Annotated in this window: 13 protein-coding genes; 12 read left to right on the top strand and 1 reads right to left on the bottom strand. The window is 61.0% G+C overall.

Going from position 1 to position 16,672, the window contains the following annotated elements; all coding sequences use genetic code 11:
- The first annotated feature begins 9 nt into the window (after window positions 1-9).
- The 8 genes from nusG (at window position 10) to HV823_RS25730 (ending at window position 12,523) form a co-directional block, all read left to right on the top strand.
- The gene (gene nusG / locus HV823_RS25765) at window positions 10-540 is read left to right on the top strand and encodes a transcription termination/antitermination protein NusG (RefSeq protein WP_097143229.1); all 531 of its coding nucleotides are present in this window, start codon (window positions 10-12) and stop codon (window positions 538-540) included.
- A gap of 219 nt (window positions 541-759) precedes the next feature.
- On the top strand, window positions 760-1,188 hold the full coding sequence (rplK, locus tag HV823_RS25760) for a 50S ribosomal protein L11 (protein ID WP_176952536.1): 429 nt from the start codon (window positions 760-762) through the stop codon (window positions 1,186-1,188).
- Window positions 1,189-1,192: 4 nt separating this feature from the next.
- The gene (rplA, locus tag HV823_RS25755) at window positions 1,193-1,885 is read left to right on the top strand and encodes a 50S ribosomal protein L1 (protein WP_176952535.1); all 693 of its coding nucleotides are present in this window, start codon (window positions 1,193-1,195) and stop codon (window positions 1,883-1,885) included.
- A 336-nt stretch (window positions 1,886-2,221) separates the two neighbouring features.
- Complete coding sequence (rplJ, locus tag HV823_RS25750; protein ID WP_176952534.1) at window positions 2,222-2,740, top strand: 50S ribosomal protein L10; 519 nt, start codon at window positions 2,222-2,224, stop codon at window positions 2,738-2,740.
- A gap of 60 nt (window positions 2,741-2,800) precedes the next feature.
- Complete coding sequence (gene rplL / locus HV823_RS25745; protein WP_176952533.1) at window positions 2,801-3,178, top strand: 50S ribosomal protein L7/L12; 378 nt, start codon at window positions 2,801-2,803, stop codon at window positions 3,176-3,178.
- A gap of 252 nt (window positions 3,179-3,430) precedes the next feature.
- Window positions 3,431-7,570 (top strand): DNA-directed RNA polymerase subunit beta, encoded by a 4,140-nt coding sequence (rpoB, locus tag HV823_RS25740; protein WP_176952532.1) that lies wholly within the window; start codon window positions 3,431-3,433, stop codon window positions 7,568-7,570.
- Between the two features lie 179 nt (window positions 7,571-7,749).
- Window positions 7,750-11,964: a DNA-directed RNA polymerase subunit beta' gene (gene rpoC, locus HV823_RS25735; protein ID WP_176952531.1), complete on the top strand. Its 4,215-nt coding sequence runs from the start codon at window positions 7,750-7,752 to the stop codon at window positions 11,962-11,964.
- 310 nt (window positions 11,965-12,274) lie between these two features.
- Window positions 12,275-12,523, top strand: a complete 249-nt coding sequence (locus HV823_RS25730; protein WP_176952530.1) for a hypothetical protein — start codon at window positions 12,275-12,277, stop codon at window positions 12,521-12,523.
- 89 nt (window positions 12,524-12,612) lie between these two features.
- On the opposite strand, the gene HV823_RS25725 is transcribed toward HV823_RS25730, so the two are convergent.
- Window positions 12,613-12,909: a transcriptional regulator gene (locus HV823_RS25725; protein ID WP_097143236.1), complete on the bottom strand. Its 297-nt coding sequence runs from the start codon at window positions 12,907-12,909 to the stop codon at window positions 12,613-12,615.
- A 551-nt stretch (window positions 12,910-13,460) separates the two neighbouring features.
- Between HV823_RS25725 and rpsL the strand changes: the two genes are divergently transcribed.
- The 4 genes from rpsL to HV823_RS25705 all read left to right on the top strand — a co-directional run.
- Window positions 13,461-13,832, top strand: coding sequence for a 30S ribosomal protein S12 (gene rpsL, locus HV823_RS25720; protein WP_003507760.1), 372 nt, complete (start codon window positions 13,461-13,463; stop codon window positions 13,830-13,832).
- Window positions 13,833-13,885: 53 nt separating this feature from the next.
- Window positions 13,886-14,356, top strand: a complete 471-nt coding sequence (gene rpsG / locus HV823_RS25715) for a 30S ribosomal protein S7 (protein ID WP_097143237.1) — start codon at window positions 13,886-13,888, stop codon at window positions 14,354-14,356.
- A 20-nt stretch (window positions 14,357-14,376) separates the two neighbouring features.
- Window positions 14,377-16,476: an elongation factor G gene (gene fusA, locus HV823_RS25710; RefSeq protein WP_176952529.1), complete on the top strand. Its 2,100-nt coding sequence runs from the start codon at window positions 14,377-14,379 to the stop codon at window positions 16,474-16,476.
- Between the two features lie 69 nt (window positions 16,477-16,545).
- Window positions 16,546-16,672, top strand: a 127-nt coding sequence (locus tag HV823_RS25705; protein ID WP_246300942.1) for a GTP-binding protein, incomplete at its 3' end; no start/stop codon positions are given.

Here is a 16,672-nt window from a genome sequence, read left to right as displayed (position 1 = left end):
GAGATGAATATGGCTTCGCGTTGGTATATCGTCCACGCCTACTCGAATTTCGAGAAGAAGGTTGCCGAATCGATCGAGGAGAAGGCTCGCCAGAAGGGGCTTGAGCATCTTTTTGAAAAGATCCTGGTTCCGACCGAAAAGGTCGTCGAAGTGCGCCGCGGCCGCAAGGTCGATGCCGAGCGGAAGTTCTTTCCGGGCTATGTGCTCGTGCGCGCCAACCTGACGGATGAGGCCTATCACCTCATCAAGAATACGCCGAAGGTGACCGGCTTCCTCGGATCCGACAACAAGCCGGTTCCGATTCCGGACCATGAGGCGGAGCGCATCCTTGGTCAGGTCCAGGATGGTGTCGATCGTCCGAAGCCTTCGATCTCCTTCGAGATTGGCGAGCAGGTGCGTGTTTCCGATGGCCCGTTCGCTTCGTTCAACGGAACGGTTCAGGATGTCGACGAGGAGCGTTCGCGCCTCAAGGTGGAGGTGTCGATCTTCGGTCGCGCCACCCCGGTCGAGCTGGAATACGGCCAGGTCGAGAAAATCTGATTATCGGCGCCGCCGGGCTTCGGGTCCTGTGGCGCGCAACGAGTTCCGGCGCCTGGTTTGGCGCCGGCTGCGGGGTGACCCGCAAATCGCGTGGAAGGGCAGGCGTCTCCTCAAGCCGGGCGCCAGCGTCCGCACCACGCAACCGCAGCCGCTGCGTTCCTTGTAAGGTTCGTGGCAAGGAGGCCGGGAAACTGGCCGCATTCTGAAAGGCAGAGAGAAATGGCTAAGAAAGTTGCAGGCCAGCTCAAGCTGCAGGTCAAGGCAGGATCGGCAAACCCGTCCCCGCCGATCGGCCCGGCACTTGGTCAGCGTGGCATTAACATCATGGAATTCTGCAAGTCGTTCAACGCGGCTACGCAGGAAATGGAAAAGGGTATGCCGATCCCGGTCGTCATCACCTACTACCAGGACAAGTCCTTCACCTTCGTCATGAAGCAGCCGCCGGTCAGCTACTTCCTGAAGAAGGAAGCCAAGATCACGTCCGGTTCCAAGCTTCCGGGCAAGACGAAGGCTGGCTCCATCACCAAGGCTCAGGTCAAGACGATCGCAGAAGCCAAGATGAAGGATCTCAACGCTGCCGACATCGAAGGCGCAATGGCCATGATCGAGGGCTCCGCCCGCGCCATGGGCCTGGAAGTGGTAGGTTAAGACAATGGCTGGTAAGCGCACCAAGAAGATCAACGAAGGTGTTGATCCCACCAAGCTCTACGCTCTCGACCTCGCCATCGGCATGGTCAAGGAACGGGCTGTCGCCAAGTTCGACGAAACCGTCGAAGTCGCCATGAACCTCGGCGTTGACCCGCGTCACGCCGACCAGATGGTCCGCGGCGTCGTCAACCTGCCGAACGGCACCGGCCGTGACGTTCGCGTCGCCGTCTTCGCTCGCGGCGCCAAGGCTGATGAAGCCAAGGCTGCCGGCGCAGACATCGTCGGCGCCGAAGACCTGCTGGAGATCGTCCAGGGCGGCAAGATCGATTTCGATCGCTGCATCGCGACTCCGGACATGATGCCGCTCGTCGGCCGTCTCGGTAAGGTTCTCGGCCCGCGCGGCATGATGCCGAACCCGAAGGTCGGCACGGTCACGATGGACGTCACCGGTGCCGTCAAGGCTTCCAAGGGCGGCGCCGTCGAGTTCCGCGTCGAGAAGGCTGGTATCGTCCACGCCGGCATCGGCAAGGCCTCCTTCGACGCCAAGGCGCTCGAAGAAAACATCAAGGCCTTCGCTGACGCCGTCATCAAGGCGAAGCCGGCCGGCGCGAAGGGCAACTACGTCAAGCGCGTAGCCATCTCTTCGACGATGGGCCCGGGCGTCAAGATCGACCCGTCGACGCTGACGGTCGCATAATTTCGGTCCGGCCTCGTGCCGGATCCAAGCAAGATTCCCGGTCATGTCTGGCCGGGAATTTCCGGGGCAACCCGGAACTCCTGTCCGAGATTGCAGGTGGTTATTCCTTAATCACTTTGCCTGCATGAGACGGGTAAGACCTGGATTTGATCCCGCAGCGATGCGCGGAAGAGTTCGGTTCGAACCTACCTTGCCTTGTGCCCCGGCCGAGAGGTCGAGCGCGAGGGGACAGGATCCTCGAGCGTCGCTCGGGATCTTCGACAGATGATCCCTGGCGGCAAAGGCAAACCCGATGGGGACTGCGATAATCGTAGCCCCGTCAACTGGAGATAGGCAGTGGAAAGAGCGGAAAAACGCGAATTCGTCACGGAGCTGAACGAAGTCTTCAAGGCTTCCGGTTCGGTTGTCGTGGCCCGCTATGCCGGTATCACCGTTGCGCAGATGAACGATCTTCGTACGAAGATGCGTGCTGCGGGCGGAACCGTCAAAGTCGCGAAGAACCGCCTGGCCAAGATCGCCCTTCAGGGTACGGAGGCGGAAGGGATGACAGATCTCTTCCAGGGTCAGACGCTCATTGCATACGCAAATGATCCGATGATCGCTCCGAAGGTTGCCATGGATTTCGCCAAGACCAACGACAAGCTCGTTGTCCTCGGCGGTGCCATGGGTGCGACCACGCTCAGCGCAGATGCAGTCAAGTCGCTTGCGACCCTGCCTTCGCTGGACGAGCTGCGCGCAAAGCTGCTGGGCCTGCTGAATGCCCCGGCTACCCGCGTCGCCACGGTCGTTGCAGCACCGGCAAGCCAGCTTGCCCGCGTGTTCGCAGCCTACGCCAAGAAGGACGAAGCCGCGTAAGGCGGTTTTTCGCTGTAAATCAAACAAACCAGTTCGAACCGAACAAAAGGAAATATGAAAATGGCTGATCTCGCAAAGATCGTTGAAGACCTCTCCTCGCTGACCGTTCTGGAAGCTGCTGAGCTTTCCAAGCTGCTCGAAGAGAAGTGGGGCGTTTCGGCTGCTGCTCCGGTAGCTGTCGCTGCTGCTGGCGGCGGTGCTGCTGCTGCTGCTGTTGAAGAAGAAAAGACCGAATTCGACGTTATCCTCGTTGACGCTGGCGCCAACAAGATCAACGTCATCAAGGAAGTCCGCGCCATCACCGGTCTCGGCCTCAAGGAAGCCAAGGACCTCGTCGAAGGCGCTCCGAAGCCGGTCAAGGAAGCCGTCTCCAAGGGCGAAGCTGCAGACCTCAAGAAGAAGCTTGAGGATGCCGGCGCCAAGGTCGACGTCAAGTAATATCGGAATGTGCCGGGGGAGGCTTGCCTCTCCCGGTCTTTTCTTAAGGAACTGATTACCCAAGAGCCGCGGAAATCGGCTCTTGGGTAATGGGTTCTCAAGAGGATGGTCCCGAACTAAACCGTTTTCAGGCAATCCGGCCGGCGGCTTTGGTGACGGGACGAGATTGAGAAATCCATTGATTGACGGGATCGACTGGCCAGCGAACCCCGTCCGTTGCAGGCCCGGATGCACAAGTTTGAAGGAGCGACGATGGCTCAGACCCTTTCGTTTAACGGTCGCAGGCGCGTACGCAAGTTTTTTGGAAAAATCCCCGAAGTAGCCGAGATGCCGAACCTGATCGAGGTTCAGAAGGCATCCTATGATCAGTTTTTGATGGTGGACGAGCCCCAGGGCGGTCGTCCGGACGATGGCCTGCAGGCCGTTTTCAAGTCGGTTTTCCCGATCACCGATTTTTCCGGCGCTTCGATGCTGGAATTCGTCTCCTATGAGTTCGAGCAGCCGAAGTTCGACGTCGAGGAATGCCGCCAGCGCGACCTCACCTATGCAGCACCCCTCAAGGTGACGCTGCGCCTGATCGTGTTCGATATCGACGAGGATACCGGCGCAAAGTCGATCAAGGACATCAAGGAACAGAACGTCTACATGGGCGACATGCCGCTCATGACCGACAATGGTACCTTCATCGTCAACGGTACAGAGCGCGTCATCGTTTCGCAGATGCACCGTTCGCCGGGCGTGTTCTTCGACCATGACAAGGGCAAGAGCCATTCTTCCGGCAAGCTGCTCTTTGCTGCCCGCGTCATCCCGTACCGCGGTTCCTGGCTCGACATCGAGTTTGACGCCAAGGATATCGTGCATGCGCGTATCGACCGCCGCCGCAAGATTCCGGTATCGTCGCTGCTGATGGCACTCGGCATGGACGGCGAGGAGATCCTCGAGACCTTCTACACGAAGTCGCTCTATCAGCGCGACGGTGAGGGCTGGCGCGTGCCGTTCCACCCCGACGGACTGAAGGGCCAGAAGGCCGTTTCCGACATGATCGACGCCGATACCGGCGAGGTCGTCGTCGAAGCCGGCAAGAAGCTGACCCCGCGCCTGCTCAAGCAGCTGACGGAAAAGGGCCTCAAGGCGCTGAAGGCAACCGACGACGACCTGTACGGCAACTACCTTGCCGAGGACGTCGTCAACTACGGCACCGGTGAGATCTACCTCGAAGCCGGCGACGAGATCGACGAGAAGACGCTGCCGGTGATCCTGGCTGCCGGCTTCGACGAGATCCCGGTCCTCGATATCGACCACATCAACGTCGGCGCCTACATCCGCAACACGCTGACCGTGGACAAGAACGAGAACCGCCAGGACGCGCTGTTCGACATCTACCGCGTTATGCGTCCGGGCGAGCCGCCGACGATGGAATCGGCCGAGGCCATGTTCCAGTCGCTGTTCTTCGACGCCGAGCGCTACGACCTTTCGGCCGTTGGTCGCGTCAAGATGAACATGCGTCTCGACCTCGATTGCCCGGATACCGTGCGCGTGCTGCGCAAGGACGACATCCTGGCCGTGGTCAGGATGCTCGTCGAGCTGCGTGACGGCAAGGGCGAGATCGACGACATCGACAACCTCGGTAACCGCCGCGTCCGTTCGGTCGGTGAACTGATGGAAAATCAGTATCGCCTCGGCCTTCTGCGCATGGAACGTGCGATCAAGGAACGTATGTCCTCGATCGAGATCGACACCGTCATGCCGCAGGACCTGATCAACGCGAAGCCGGCAGCCGCCGCCGTTCGCGAGTTCTTCGGTTCCTCGCAGCTGTCGCAGTTCATGGACCAGGTGAACCCGCTTTCGGAAATCACCCACAAGCGCCGTCTCTCGGCCCTTGGCCCGGGCGGTCTGACCCGCGAGCGCGCCGGCTTCGAAGTCCGCGACGTTCACCCGACGCATTACGGCCGTATCTGCCCGATCGAAACGCCGGAAGGCCCGAACATCGGTCTGATCAACTCGCTTGCGACCTTCGCCCGCGTCAACAAGTACGGCTTCATCGAAAGCCCGTACCGCAAGATCGTGGACGGCAAGGTGACGACGGACGTCGTCTATCTTTCGGCGATGGAAGAGGCCAAGTACCACGTCGCCCAGGCGAACTCGGTACTGAACGCCGATGGCGAATTCGAGGAAGAATTCGTCGTTTGCCGTCACGCCGGCGAAGTGATGCTCGCACCGCGCGACCAGATCAACCTGATGGACGTTTCGCCGAAGCAGCTCGTTTCGGTTGCGGCCGCGCTCATTCCGTTCCTTGAGAACGACGACGCGAACCGCGCGCTCATGGGCTCGAACATGCAGCGTCAGGCCGTTCCGCTCCTGCGGGCGGAAGCACCGTTCGTCGGCACCGGCATGGAGCCGGTCGTCGCACGCGACTCGGGTGCCGCGATCGCGGCCCGCCGCGGCGGCGTCGTCGACCAGGTCGACGCGACGCGTATCGTCATCCGCGCCACCGAAGATCTCGACCCGGGCAAGTCCGGCGTCGATATCTACCGCCTGCAGAAGTTCCAGCGTTCGAACCAGAACACCTGCGTCAATCAGCGTCCGCTGGTTACCGTCGGCGACGTTCTGAACAAGGGCGACATCATTGCCGACGGCCCGTCGACGGATCTTGGCGATCTGGCGCTCGGCCGTAACGCACTCGTCGCGTTCATGCCCTGGAACGGCTACAACTACGAAGACTCGATCCTGCTCTCCGAGCGCATCGTGTCGGACGACGTGTTCACCTCCATCCACATCGAGGAATTCGAAGTGATGGCGCGTGACACCAAGCTTGGTCCGGAAGAAATCACGCGCGACATTCCGAACGTTTCGGAAGAAGCGCTGAAGAACCTCGACGAAGCGGGCATCGTCTACATCGGCGCAGAGGTCCAGCCGGGCGACATCCTCGTTGGCAAGATCACGCCGAAGGGCGAGAGCCCGATGACGCCGGAAGAAAAGCTTCTGCGCGCCATCTTCGGCGAGAAGGCTTCCGACGTCCGCGACACCTCCATGCGCATGCCTCCGGGCACGTTCGGCACCGTCGTCGAAGTTCGCGTCTTCAACCGCCACGGCGTGGAGAAGGACGAACGCGCGATGGCGATCGAGCGCGAGGAAATCGAACGCCTCGCCAAGGACCGCGACGACGAGCAGGCGATCCTGGACCGCAACGTCTATGGCCGTCTGGTCGACATGTTGCGTGGCCACGTGGCCGTCGCCGGCCCGAAGGGCTTCAAGAAGGGCACCGAGCTCTCCAACGCCGTCGTTTCCGAATATCCCCGCTCGCAGTGGTGGATGTTTGCTGTCGAAGACGAAAAGGCACAGGGCGAGATCGAGGCGCTTCGCGGCCAGTACGACGAGTCCAAGTCGCGCCTTGAACAGCGTTTCATGGACAAGGTCGAAAAGGTCCAGCGCGGCGACGAGATGCCTCCGGGCGTCATGAAGATGGTCAAGGTCTTCGTCGCCGTGAAGCGCAAGATCCAGCCGGGCGACAAGATGGCCGGCCGTCACGGCAACAAGGGCGTCGTGTCGCGCATCGTTCCGGTCGAGGATATGCCTTTCCTCGAAGACGGCACGCATGTCGACATCGTTCTGAACCCGCTGGGCGTGCCCTCGCGCATGAACGTCGGCCAGATCCTCGAGACGCACCTTGGTTGGGCTTGCGCCGGCATGGGCAAGCAGATCGGCGAGATGCTGGACGCCTACAAGGCGGGCGGCGAGATCAAGCCGCTGCGTGACACCATCGACAGCGTCATCGGTACAGGCCCGAAGGGCGAGCCGATCAAGGATTATGACGACGACTCGATCGTCCGTCTGGCCGAGCAGACCCGCCGCGGCGTGTCGATCGCGACGCCGGTCTTTGACGGCGCCGTCGAAGCCGACGTCAACGAGATGCTCCAGCAGGCAGGCCTGAAGGTCACCGGCCAGTCGACGCTCTATGATGGCCGTACCGGCGATCAGTTCGACCGTCAGGTTACCGTCGGCTATATCTACATGCTGAAGCTGAACCACCTGGTGGACGACAAGATCCACGCCCGTTCGATCGGCCCGTACTCGCTCGTTACCCAGCAGCCGCTGGGCGGCAAGGCGCAGTTCGGCGGTCAGCGCTTCGGGGAAATGGAGGTCTGGGCGCTCGAGGCCTATGGCGCCGCCTACACCCTGCAGGAAATGCTGACGGTGAAGTCGGACGACGTGGCTGGCCGTACCAAGGTCTACGAGGCGATCGTCCGTGGCGACGACACCTTCGAAGCGGGCATTCCGGAGAGCTTCAACGTTCTCGTCAAGGAAATGCGCTCGCTGGGCCTGTCGGTGGAGCTGGAGAATTCGAAGGTCGATCCGACCGCCGAAGCCCAGCTGCCGGACGCAGCCGAGTAAGGACTGGAGGTGCGCGCCCATGCGGCGCGCACCCGTTCCCGTTTCGCTCGGTTGGAGCGGGGCGGGGGCTTCGTCGCCTCGCAAGGCGGCATTTTCCGTTTCAAGCGGCATTGCGGCACCCGGGTATCGCCGCATTCGCCCGCTAAGCTGAGGGCCTCAGGCCCACAAAGGAGACAGGCATGAACCAAGAGGTCATGAATCTTTTCAATCCGCAGGTGCCTGCACAGACCTTCGATTCCATCCGGATTTCGATTGCGTCGCCGGAGAAGATTCTTTCCTGGTCTTATGGCGAGATCAAGAAGCCGGAGACGATCAACTACCGCACGTTCAAGCCGGAACGCGACGGTCTCTTCTGCGCGCGCATCTTCGGGCCGATCAAGGACTACGAGTGCCTGTGCGGCAAGTACAAGCGCATGAAGTACAAGGGCATCATCTGCGAAAAGTGCGGCGTTGAAGTCACGCTGTCGCGCGTTCGCCGCGAGCGCATGGGCCATATCGAGCTCGCAGCGCCCGTTGCCCACATCTGGTTCCTGAAGTCGCTTCCCTCGCGCATCTCGACCCTGCTCGACATGACGCTGAAGGATGTCGAGCGCGTTCTCTATTTCGAGAACTACATCGTCACCGAGCCGGGCCTGACGGCGCTGAAGGAAAACCAGCTCCTCTCCGAAGAGGAGTACATGATCGCGGTCGACGAGTATGGCGAGGACCAGTTCACCGCCATGATCGGCGCCGAGGCCATCTACGAGATGCTGGCTTCGATGAATCTTGAGAAGATCGCGGGCGACCTGCGCTCCGAGCTTGCCGACACCACGTCGGACCTCAAGCAGAAGAAGCTGATGAAGCGCCTGAAGATCGTCGAGAACTTCATGGATTCCGGCAACCGCCCGGAATGGATGATCATGAAGGTCGTCCCGGTGATCCCGCCGGACCTGCGTCCGCTGGTGCCGCTGGACGGCGGCCGCTTCGCGACGTCGGATCTCAACGATCTCTACCGCCGCGTGATCAACCGTAACAACCGTCTGAAGCGCCTGATCGAACTGCGCGCTCCGGGCATCATCATCCGCAACGAAAAGCGCATGCTGCAGGAATCTGTGGACGCGCTGTTCGACAACGGCCGTCGCGGCCGCGTCATCACGGGTGCCAACAAGCGTCCGCTGAAGTCGCTGTCCGACATGCTCAAGGGCAAGCAGGGCCGCTTCCGCCAGAACCTGCTCGGCAAGCGCGTCGACTATTCCGGCCGTTCGGTCATCGTGACCGGTCCGGAACTGAAGCTGCACCAGTGCGGCCTGCCGAAGAAGATGGCGCTCGAGCTGTTCAAGCCGTTCATCTACGCCCGCCTCGACGCCAAGGGTTATTCCTCGACCGTCAAGCAGGCCAAGAAGCTGGTCGAGAAGGAAAAGCCGGAGGTCTGGGATATCCTCGACGAGGTCATCCGCGAGCATCCGGTTCTCTTGAACCGCGCACCGACGCTGCACCGCCTGGGTATCCAGGCCTTCGAACCGATCCTGGTCGAAGGCAAGGCGATCCAGCTGCATCCGCTCGTCTGCACGGCTTTCAACGCTGACTTCGACGGCGACCAGATGGCCGTTCACGTGCCGCTGTCGCTCGAAGCCCAGCTCGAAGCCCGCGTCCTGATGATGTCGACGAACAACATCCTGCACCCCGCAAACGGTGCACCGATCATCGTTCCGTCGCAGGACATGGTTCTCGGCCTGTACTACCTGTCGATCATGAACCAGAACGAGCCGGGCGAAGGCATGGCCTTCTCCGACCTGGGCGAGCTGCAGCACGCGCTCGAGACCAAGTCGGTCACCCTGCATGCCAAGATCAAGGGTCGCTTCAAAAGCGTGGACGCCGACGGCAAGCCCGTTTCGAAGATCTACGAGACGACCCCCGGTCGCCTTCTGATCGGCGAACTGCTGCCGAAGAACGTCAATGTTCCCTTCGACATCTGCAACCAGGAAATGACCAAGAAGAACATCTCCAAGATGATCGACACGGTCTACCGTCACTGCGGCCAGAAGGACACGGTCATTTTCTGCGACCGCATCATGCAGCTCGGCTTCGCCCATGCCTGCCGCGCCGGCATCTCGTTCGGCAAGGACGACATGGTCATTCCGGAAACCAAGGTGAAGATCGTCGGTGACACCGAGTCCCTGGTCAAGGAATACGAGCAGCAGTACAACGACGGCCTGATCACCCAGGGTGAGAAGTACAACAAGGTCGTCGACGCCTGGGGCAAGGCCACCGAAAAGGTCGCCGAGGACATGATGGCCCGGATCAAGGCCGTCGAGTTCGACGCCGAGACCGGTCGCCAGAAGCCGATGAACGCGATCTACATGATGTCCCACTCCGGTGCCCGTGGTTCTCCGAACCAGATGCGCCAGCTGGGCGGCATGCGCGGCCTGATGGCCAAGCCGTCGGGTGAAATCATCGAGACGCCGATCATCTCGAACTTCAAGGAAGGCCTGACCGTTAACGAGTACTTCAACTCGACCCACGGTGCCCGTAAGGGTCTCGCAGACACCGCCTTGAAGACCGCGAACTCGGGCTACCTGACCCGTCGTCTCGTCGACGTGGCGCAGGACTGCATCGTCAACCTCGTCGATTGCGGCACCGATACCGGTCTCACCATGACCGCCATCGTTGACGCCGGCCAGGTGGTAGCCTCCATCGGCGCCCGCGTCCTCGGCCGTACGGCGCTGGACGACATTGATCATCCGGTCACGGGTGAGCGCATCGTCGATGCCGGCAAGATGATCCTCGAGGCGGACGTCGTCGAGATCGAGAAGGCGGGTATCCAGTCGATCCGCATCCGCTCCGCACTGACCTGCGAAGTCCAGACGGGCGTCTGCTCGGTCTGCTACGGCCGAGATCTGGCCCGTGGTACGCCGGTCAACATGGGCGAAGCAGTCGGCGTCATCGCGGCGCAGTCGATCGGTGAGCCGGGCACCCAGCTCACCATGCGTACGTTCCACCTTGGTGGCACGGCGAACGTGGTCGACCAGTCGTTCCTGGAAGCGTCCTACGAAGGCACGATCCAGATCAAGAACCGCAACATGCTGCGCAACTCCGAAGGCAACCTCATTGCCATGGGCCGCAACATGGCGGTGACGATCCTGGACGAGCGTGGCGTCGAGCGCTCCTCGCAGCGCGTTGCCTACGGTTCGAAGATCTTCGTGGACGACGGCGACAAGGTAAAGCGCGGTCAGCGTCTGGCCGAGTGGGACCCCTACACCCGTCCGATGATGACCGAAGTCGACGGCGTCGTCGAATTCGAGGACGTCGTCAACGGCATCTCGGCGAAGGAAGAGACGGACGAAGTCACCGGCATCACCAAGCGTCAGATCATCGACTGGCGTTCGACGCCGCGCGGCTCCGACCTGAAGCCGGCGATCGTCATCAAGGACAGGAGCGGCGCTGTCGCCAAGCTGTCCCGTGGCGGCGAGGCCCGGTTCCTGCTCTCGGTCGACGCGATCCTTTCCGTCGAGCCCGGTCAGCAGGTCTCCCAGGGTGACGTTCTTGCCCGTTCGCCGCTTGAAAGCGCCAAGACCAAGGACATCACCGGTGGTCTGCCGCGTGTTGCCGAACTGTTCGAAGCTCGTCGTCCGAAGGATCACGCCATCATCGCAGAGATCGATGGTACGATCCGCTTCGGCCGCGACTACAAGAACAAGCGCCGCATCACGATCGAGCCGGCGGAAGATGGCGTCGATCCGGTCGAGTACCTGATCCCGAAGGGCAAGCCCTTCCATCTTCAGGACGGTGACTACATCGAGAAGGGCGACTACATCCTCGACGGCAACCCGGCGCCGCACGACATTCTGGCGATCAAGGGCGTGGAAGCACTGGCTTCCTACCTCGTCAACGAGATCCAGGAAGTCTACCGTCTGCAGGGCGTTGTCATCAACGACAAGCACATCGAGGTGATCGTTCGCCAGATGCTCCAGAAGGTTGAAATCACCGATGCGGGCGACTCGACCTATATCGTCGGCGACAACGTCGACCGGATCGAGCTGGAAGACGTCAACGACCGCCTGATCGAGGAAGGCAAGAAGCCGGCCTTCGGTGATCCGGTTCTGCTCGGCATCACCAAGGCGTCGCTGCAGACTCCGTCCTTCATCTCGGCAGCATCGTTCCAGGAGACCACCAAGGTTCTCACGGAAGCAGCGATCGCCGGCAAGACGGACGGCCTGCAGGGGCTGAAGGAGAACGTCATCGTCGGTCGTCTGATCCCGGCTGGCACCGGCGGAACGATGACGCAGATCCGCCGTATCGCAACGGCCCGCGACGAGATGATCCTCGACGAGCGCCGCAAGTCGACGGGTGCTGCCGCAGCGACCCCGATGCTGGCGGATTTGGCCGAAGGCGAGAGCGTTCCGGCAGGCGAGTAAGGCCACGCGGCTTCGTGCTGCAGCCTTTCAAAGCCATCCGATTAAAGAAGCCGCCCGGAAGTTTCCGGGCGGCTTTTATGCTTGTCGGGGGAAGGCGCGACATGCGGCCCGCCAGGGCGATCTTCGTGATACGTGAAGAAAGGATGCGGGGCGTGTAGCGTGGCCGTCGCTTCGGATGCAGTGGTGGAGGTGTACACCCGCCCTACCGCATGGGTAGTAAAAATTGCAGCTTCATACCCCAAATGGTGGTGGCGGATTGTTGTTACACCTACAATTATCGGAGGGTAACCACGTCCAAAAGGGGAACTCTATGGAAGCAGACAACACCCGTACACCGCACACAGCAAGCAATTCGCTGGCGCGGGCGCTGGAAGGCACGTCGCATACGTTGATCTCCCGGTCGCCGACGTCTGCAGTCTATCGAGACGGCAAGGGGGGACAGATCCTGCTGAGGGGCAGCGGATTTGAGTATGACGGAGAAGTCGCAATAAAGGGAACGGTTACGGGCGCGACTTTCCTCGACCGGGATGGAAGCGCCTTCCTTGCCTGGGAGGTCTGAAGGCGGGCGTCGCCGAAGCGCCGTAGGGAACGCTCTGGGCGACGCCAATTCTATAGTCGCTACTTGGCAGGCGGCCTGTGTCGTGAAATTCAAGCGAAACGGATGATCGCGACTTCGCCTTCGAGTGCGCCCTGGTAGGCCGAGGCATGGGGCTCGTCGATCGGCGCCTCGTTCAGCGTGCCGATCTGGTCCAGGTCCGCTTCGAGAAAGCCTTCCTCGGCCAAGGCGTTAAGGGCCTCGCGTACAGCGCTGTCGTCGTCCGGCGCGCGCAGCATCACGTGGATGTCGATCCCGTCCTCGTCGCCGTCGCGCTCATAGGCCTTGCCTATGATGATGAAGACCATCGCGTCTTCGGAGGTGTTGTCGTTGTCGGGGGAGATAGACATGGTCGTTCCTTCATATTCGCTACGCCAACGTCATTACCCCCTTCCCGCCGGAATGAAAAGCATGAGGCTTCGGGGAAGAAGAATCGCAAGGGGAGGGGCCATCGCGGTTGATTCTCCCTTCAGTCTTCATTAACGTTTCCGTGACATTAACCGGCGCCCAGCAAGTGGCGTCCGACCATTCCCCGCACTGCGCAATAGCGCCCGAATGCCTCGTTTTTCAGGGCTTGGCGCAGGGGGCGAGCAAGAATATTTCGCCGCTCCCCTTGACGCGCGGGACGTAAGCCAGTAGAGCGACCGCCATCGGAGCCTATGTGAGGCTGGCTGGTTCAGTACGACTCGTTCTGGAGTTCGCCTCAAACAGGGATCCATCGCACGTGAAGACATGAATGCTGCACGCATGACGCGGGTATACCGCGTCCTCTGCCTTTTGGAGGGCCATTCGCTCAGGCGGATCGGTCCTGTTTTGCGCATGAAAAGAAGGCGTGTGGCGTCGCCGGCAACGGCAAGTTCCGCCCGAAAGGGTAACGAGACAAGATTTAAGGGATGGTTGAATGCCTACCGTAAACCAGCTGATCCGTAAGCCGCGTCAGGCACAGGTAAAGCGTAACAAGGTTCCCGCTCTCCAGGAGAACCCGCAGAAGCGCGGCGTATGCACCCGCGTCTACACGACTACGCCGAAGAAGCCGAACTCGGCTCTGCGTAAGGTCGCCAAGATCCGCCTGACCAACGGCTTCGAAGTCATTGGTTACATTCCGGGTGAAGGCCACAACCTTCAGGAACACTCCGTGGTCATGATCCGCGGCGGCCGCGTGAAGGACCTTCCGGGTGTGCGTTATCACATCATCCGCGGCGTTCTCGATACCCAGGGTGTCAAGAACCGCAAGCAGCGCCGCTCCAAGTACGGCGCGAAGCGTCCGAAGTAACCAGTAACCGGCGCCATTTCGCTGGAACCCAATTTAGTTGAGAGACGAAAAGTATGTCCCGACGTCATAAAGCAGAAAAGCGCGAGATCAATCCGGACCCGAAGTTCGGCGACCTCGTAGTAACGAAGTTCATGAACGCCATCATGCTCGACGGCAAGAAGTCCGTCGCCGAAACCATCGTTTACGGCGCATTCGATGTTGTTCAGGGCAAGGCCAAGGCGGACCCGCTCGGCGTGTTCCATTCGGCCCTCGACAACGTTGCGCCGCACGTTGAAGTTCGTTCGCGCCGCGTCGGTGGTGCAACCTACCAGGTCCCGGTCGACGTTCGTCCGGAGCGCCGTCAGGCTCTCGCTATCCGTTGGCTCATCGCAGCGGCCCGCAAGCGGAACGAAACCACCATGGTCGAGCGCCTCTCCGGCGAACTCATGGACGCAGCAAACAACCGCGGCAGCGCCGTCAAGAAGCGCGAAGACACGCACAAGATGGCTGACGCCAACCGTGCGTTCTCGCACTACCGCTGGTAATCTCGAAAAGGCAGTCCATTATGGCACGCGAATACAAGATCGAAGACTACCGTAACTTCGGTATCATGGCGCACATCGACGCCGGCAAGACGACGACGACCGAGCGTATCCTCTACTACACCGGCAAGTCCCACAAGATCGGCGAAGTCCACGACGGCGCCGCGACGATGGACTGGATGGAGCAGGAGCAGGAACGCGGTATCACGATCACGTCGGCTGCCACCACGACCTTCTGGAAGGGCCGTGACGGCAAGACCCGCCGCTTCAACATCATCGACACCCCCGGCCACGTCGACTTCACCATCGAAGTCGAGCGTTCGCTGCGCGTTCTCGACGGCGCCATCGCGCTGCTCGACGCCAACGCCGGCGTTGAACCGCAGACCGAAACCGTCTGGCGTCAGGCCGAGAAGTATCATGTTCCGCGCATGATCTTCTGCAACAAGATGGACAAGACCGGCGCTGACTTCTACCGCTCGGTCGAGATGATCAAGACCCGCCTCGGCGCCACCGCCGTCGTCATGCAGCTGCCGATCGGCGCTGAAAGCGACTTCAAGGGCGTTGTCGACCTGATCGAGATGAATGCTCTTGTATGGCGCGACGAATCGCTCGGCGCCCAGTGGGACGTCGTCGAGATTCCGGAAGACCTGAAGGAAAGGGCTGAAGAGTACCGCGAGAAGCTGATCGAGACGGTCGTCGAGATCGACGAAGCAGCGATGGAAGCCTACCTCGAAGGCAACTATCCCGACAACGACAAGATCCGCGAACTCGTTCGCCGCGGCACCATCGACGTGAAGTTCCACCCGATGTTCTGCGGTACGGCGTTCAAGAACAAGGGCGTTCAGCCGCTGCTCGACGCCGTCGTCGACTACCTGCCGTCCCCGGCAGACATCCCGGCGATCAAGGGCATCGACGTCAAGACGGAAGCCGAGATCGAGCGTCACGCTGACGACTCCGAGCCGCTCTCCATGCTCGCCTTCAAGATCATGAACGACCCCTTCGTCGGTTCGCTCACCTTTGCCCGCATCTATTCCGGCAAGCTCGAAAAGGGCACGTCGGTCATGAACACGGTCAAGGACAAGCGCGAGCGCGTCGGCCGCATGCTGCAGATGCACTCCAACTCGCGTGAAGACATCGAAGAAGCCTATGCGGGCGACATCGTTGCTCTTGCTGGCCTGAAGGATACCACGACGGGCGACACGCTCTGCGACCCGCTGAAGCCGGTCGTTCTCGAGCGCATGGAGTTCCCCGAGCCGGTTATCCAGATCGCGATCGAGCCGAAGACGAAGAACGACCAGGAAAAAATGGGCCTCGCGCTCAACCGCCTGGCTGCCGAAGATCCGTCCTTCCGCGTCAAGACCGACGAAGAATCCGGCCAGACGATCATCGCCGGCATGGGCGAACTGCACCTGGATATCATCGTCGACCGTATGCGTCGCGAGTTCAAGGTCGAGGCCAACGTCGGCGCGCCGCAGGTTGCTTACCGTGAGACGATCACGCGCAAGACCGAAAAGGACTATACGCACAAGAAGCAGACCGGTGGTACCGGCCAGTTCGCCCGCGTGAAGCTCGTTTTCGAACCGAATCCGGACGGCGAAGATTTCGTCTTCGAATCCAAGATCGTCGGTGGTGCTGTTCCGAAGGAATACATCCCGGGCGTTCAGAAGGGCATCGAAAGCGTCCTGTCCTCGGGTCCGCTGGCAGGCTTCCCGATGCTGGGCGTCAAGGCGACGCTCATCGACGGCGCCTTCCACGACGTCGACTCGTCGGTCCTCGCCTTCGAAATCGCATCGCGTGCCTGCTTCCGTGAAGCTTCCCGCGAGGCTGGCGCCCAGCTCCTCGAGCCGATGATGAAGGTCGAGGTTGTGACGCCGGAAGACTACGTCGGCGACGTGATCGGTGACCTGAACTCCCGCCGCGGCCAGATCCAGGGCCAGGAATCGCGCGGCGTCGCCGTCGTGATCTCGGCAAACGTGCCGCTGGCGAACATGTTCAAGTACGTCGACAACCTGCGCTCCATGTCGCAGGGTCGCGCACAGTACTCGATGGTGTTCGACCACTATTCACCGGTTCCGTCGAACGTCGCACAGGAAATCCAGGCAAAGTATTCCGGTCAGAAGTGACCGGAATACCCAGATCCGAGAAGATTTGACCTATTCCCCGCCTAGGGGACAGAAAATGGAGAGCCGGAAATGGCAAAAGGTAAGTTTGAGCGCAACAAGCCTCACGTAAACATTGGCACGATCGGCCACGTTGACCATGGCAAGACGTCGCTGACGGCGGCGATCACGAAGTACTTCGGCGAGTTCAAGGCGTACG

This window comes from Mycoplana rhizolycopersici (assembly GCF_013378445.1).
In the GTDB taxonomy this organism is placed as follows: Bacteria; Pseudomonadota; Alphaproteobacteria; order Rhizobiales; family Rhizobiaceae; genus Mycoplana; species Mycoplana rhizolycopersici.
The sequence above is the reverse complement of the archived record's forward strand: the minus strand, read 5'-3'. Positions and strand labels throughout refer to the sequence as shown.

Bases quoted from the DNA above. Each gene is read 5' to 3' on its own strand.
- nusG (WP_097143229.1), top strand. From the start codon at position 10: ATGGCTTCGCGTTGGTATATCGTCCACGCCTACTCGAATTTCGAGAAG.
- rplL (WP_176952533.1), top strand. From the start codon at position 2,801: ATGGCTGATCTCGCAAAGATCGTTGAAGACCTCTCCTCGCTGACCGTT.
- HV823_RS25725 (WP_097143236.1), bottom strand. From the start codon at position 12,909: ATGTCTATCTCCCCCGACAACGACAACACCTCCGAAGACGCGATGGTC.
- rplK (WP_176952536.1), top strand. From the start codon at position 760: ATGGCTAAGAAAGTTGCAGGCCAGCTCAAGCTGCAGGTCAAGGCAGGA.
- rpsL (WP_003507760.1), top strand. From the start codon at position 13,461: ATGCCTACCGTAAACCAGCTGATCCGTAAGCCGCGTCAGGCACAGGTA.
- HV823_RS25730 (WP_176952530.1), top strand. From the start codon at position 12,275: ATGGAAGCAGACAACACCCGTACACCGCACACAGCAAGCAATTCGCTG.
- fusA (WP_176952529.1), top strand. From the start codon at position 14,377: ATGGCACGCGAATACAAGATCGAAGACTACCGTAACTTCGGTATCATG.
- rpsG (WP_097143237.1), top strand. From the start codon at position 13,886: ATGTCCCGACGTCATAAAGCAGAAAAGCGCGAGATCAATCCGGACCCG.
- rpoB (WP_176952532.1), top strand. From the start codon at position 3,431: ATGGCTCAGACCCTTTCGTTTAACGGTCGCAGGCGCGTACGCAAGTTT.
- rplA (WP_176952535.1), top strand. From the start codon at position 1,193: ATGGCTGGTAAGCGCACCAAGAAGATCAACGAAGGTGTTGATCCCACC.
- rpoC (WP_176952531.1), top strand. From the start codon at position 7,750: ATGAACCAAGAGGTCATGAATCTTTTCAATCCGCAGGTGCCTGCACAG.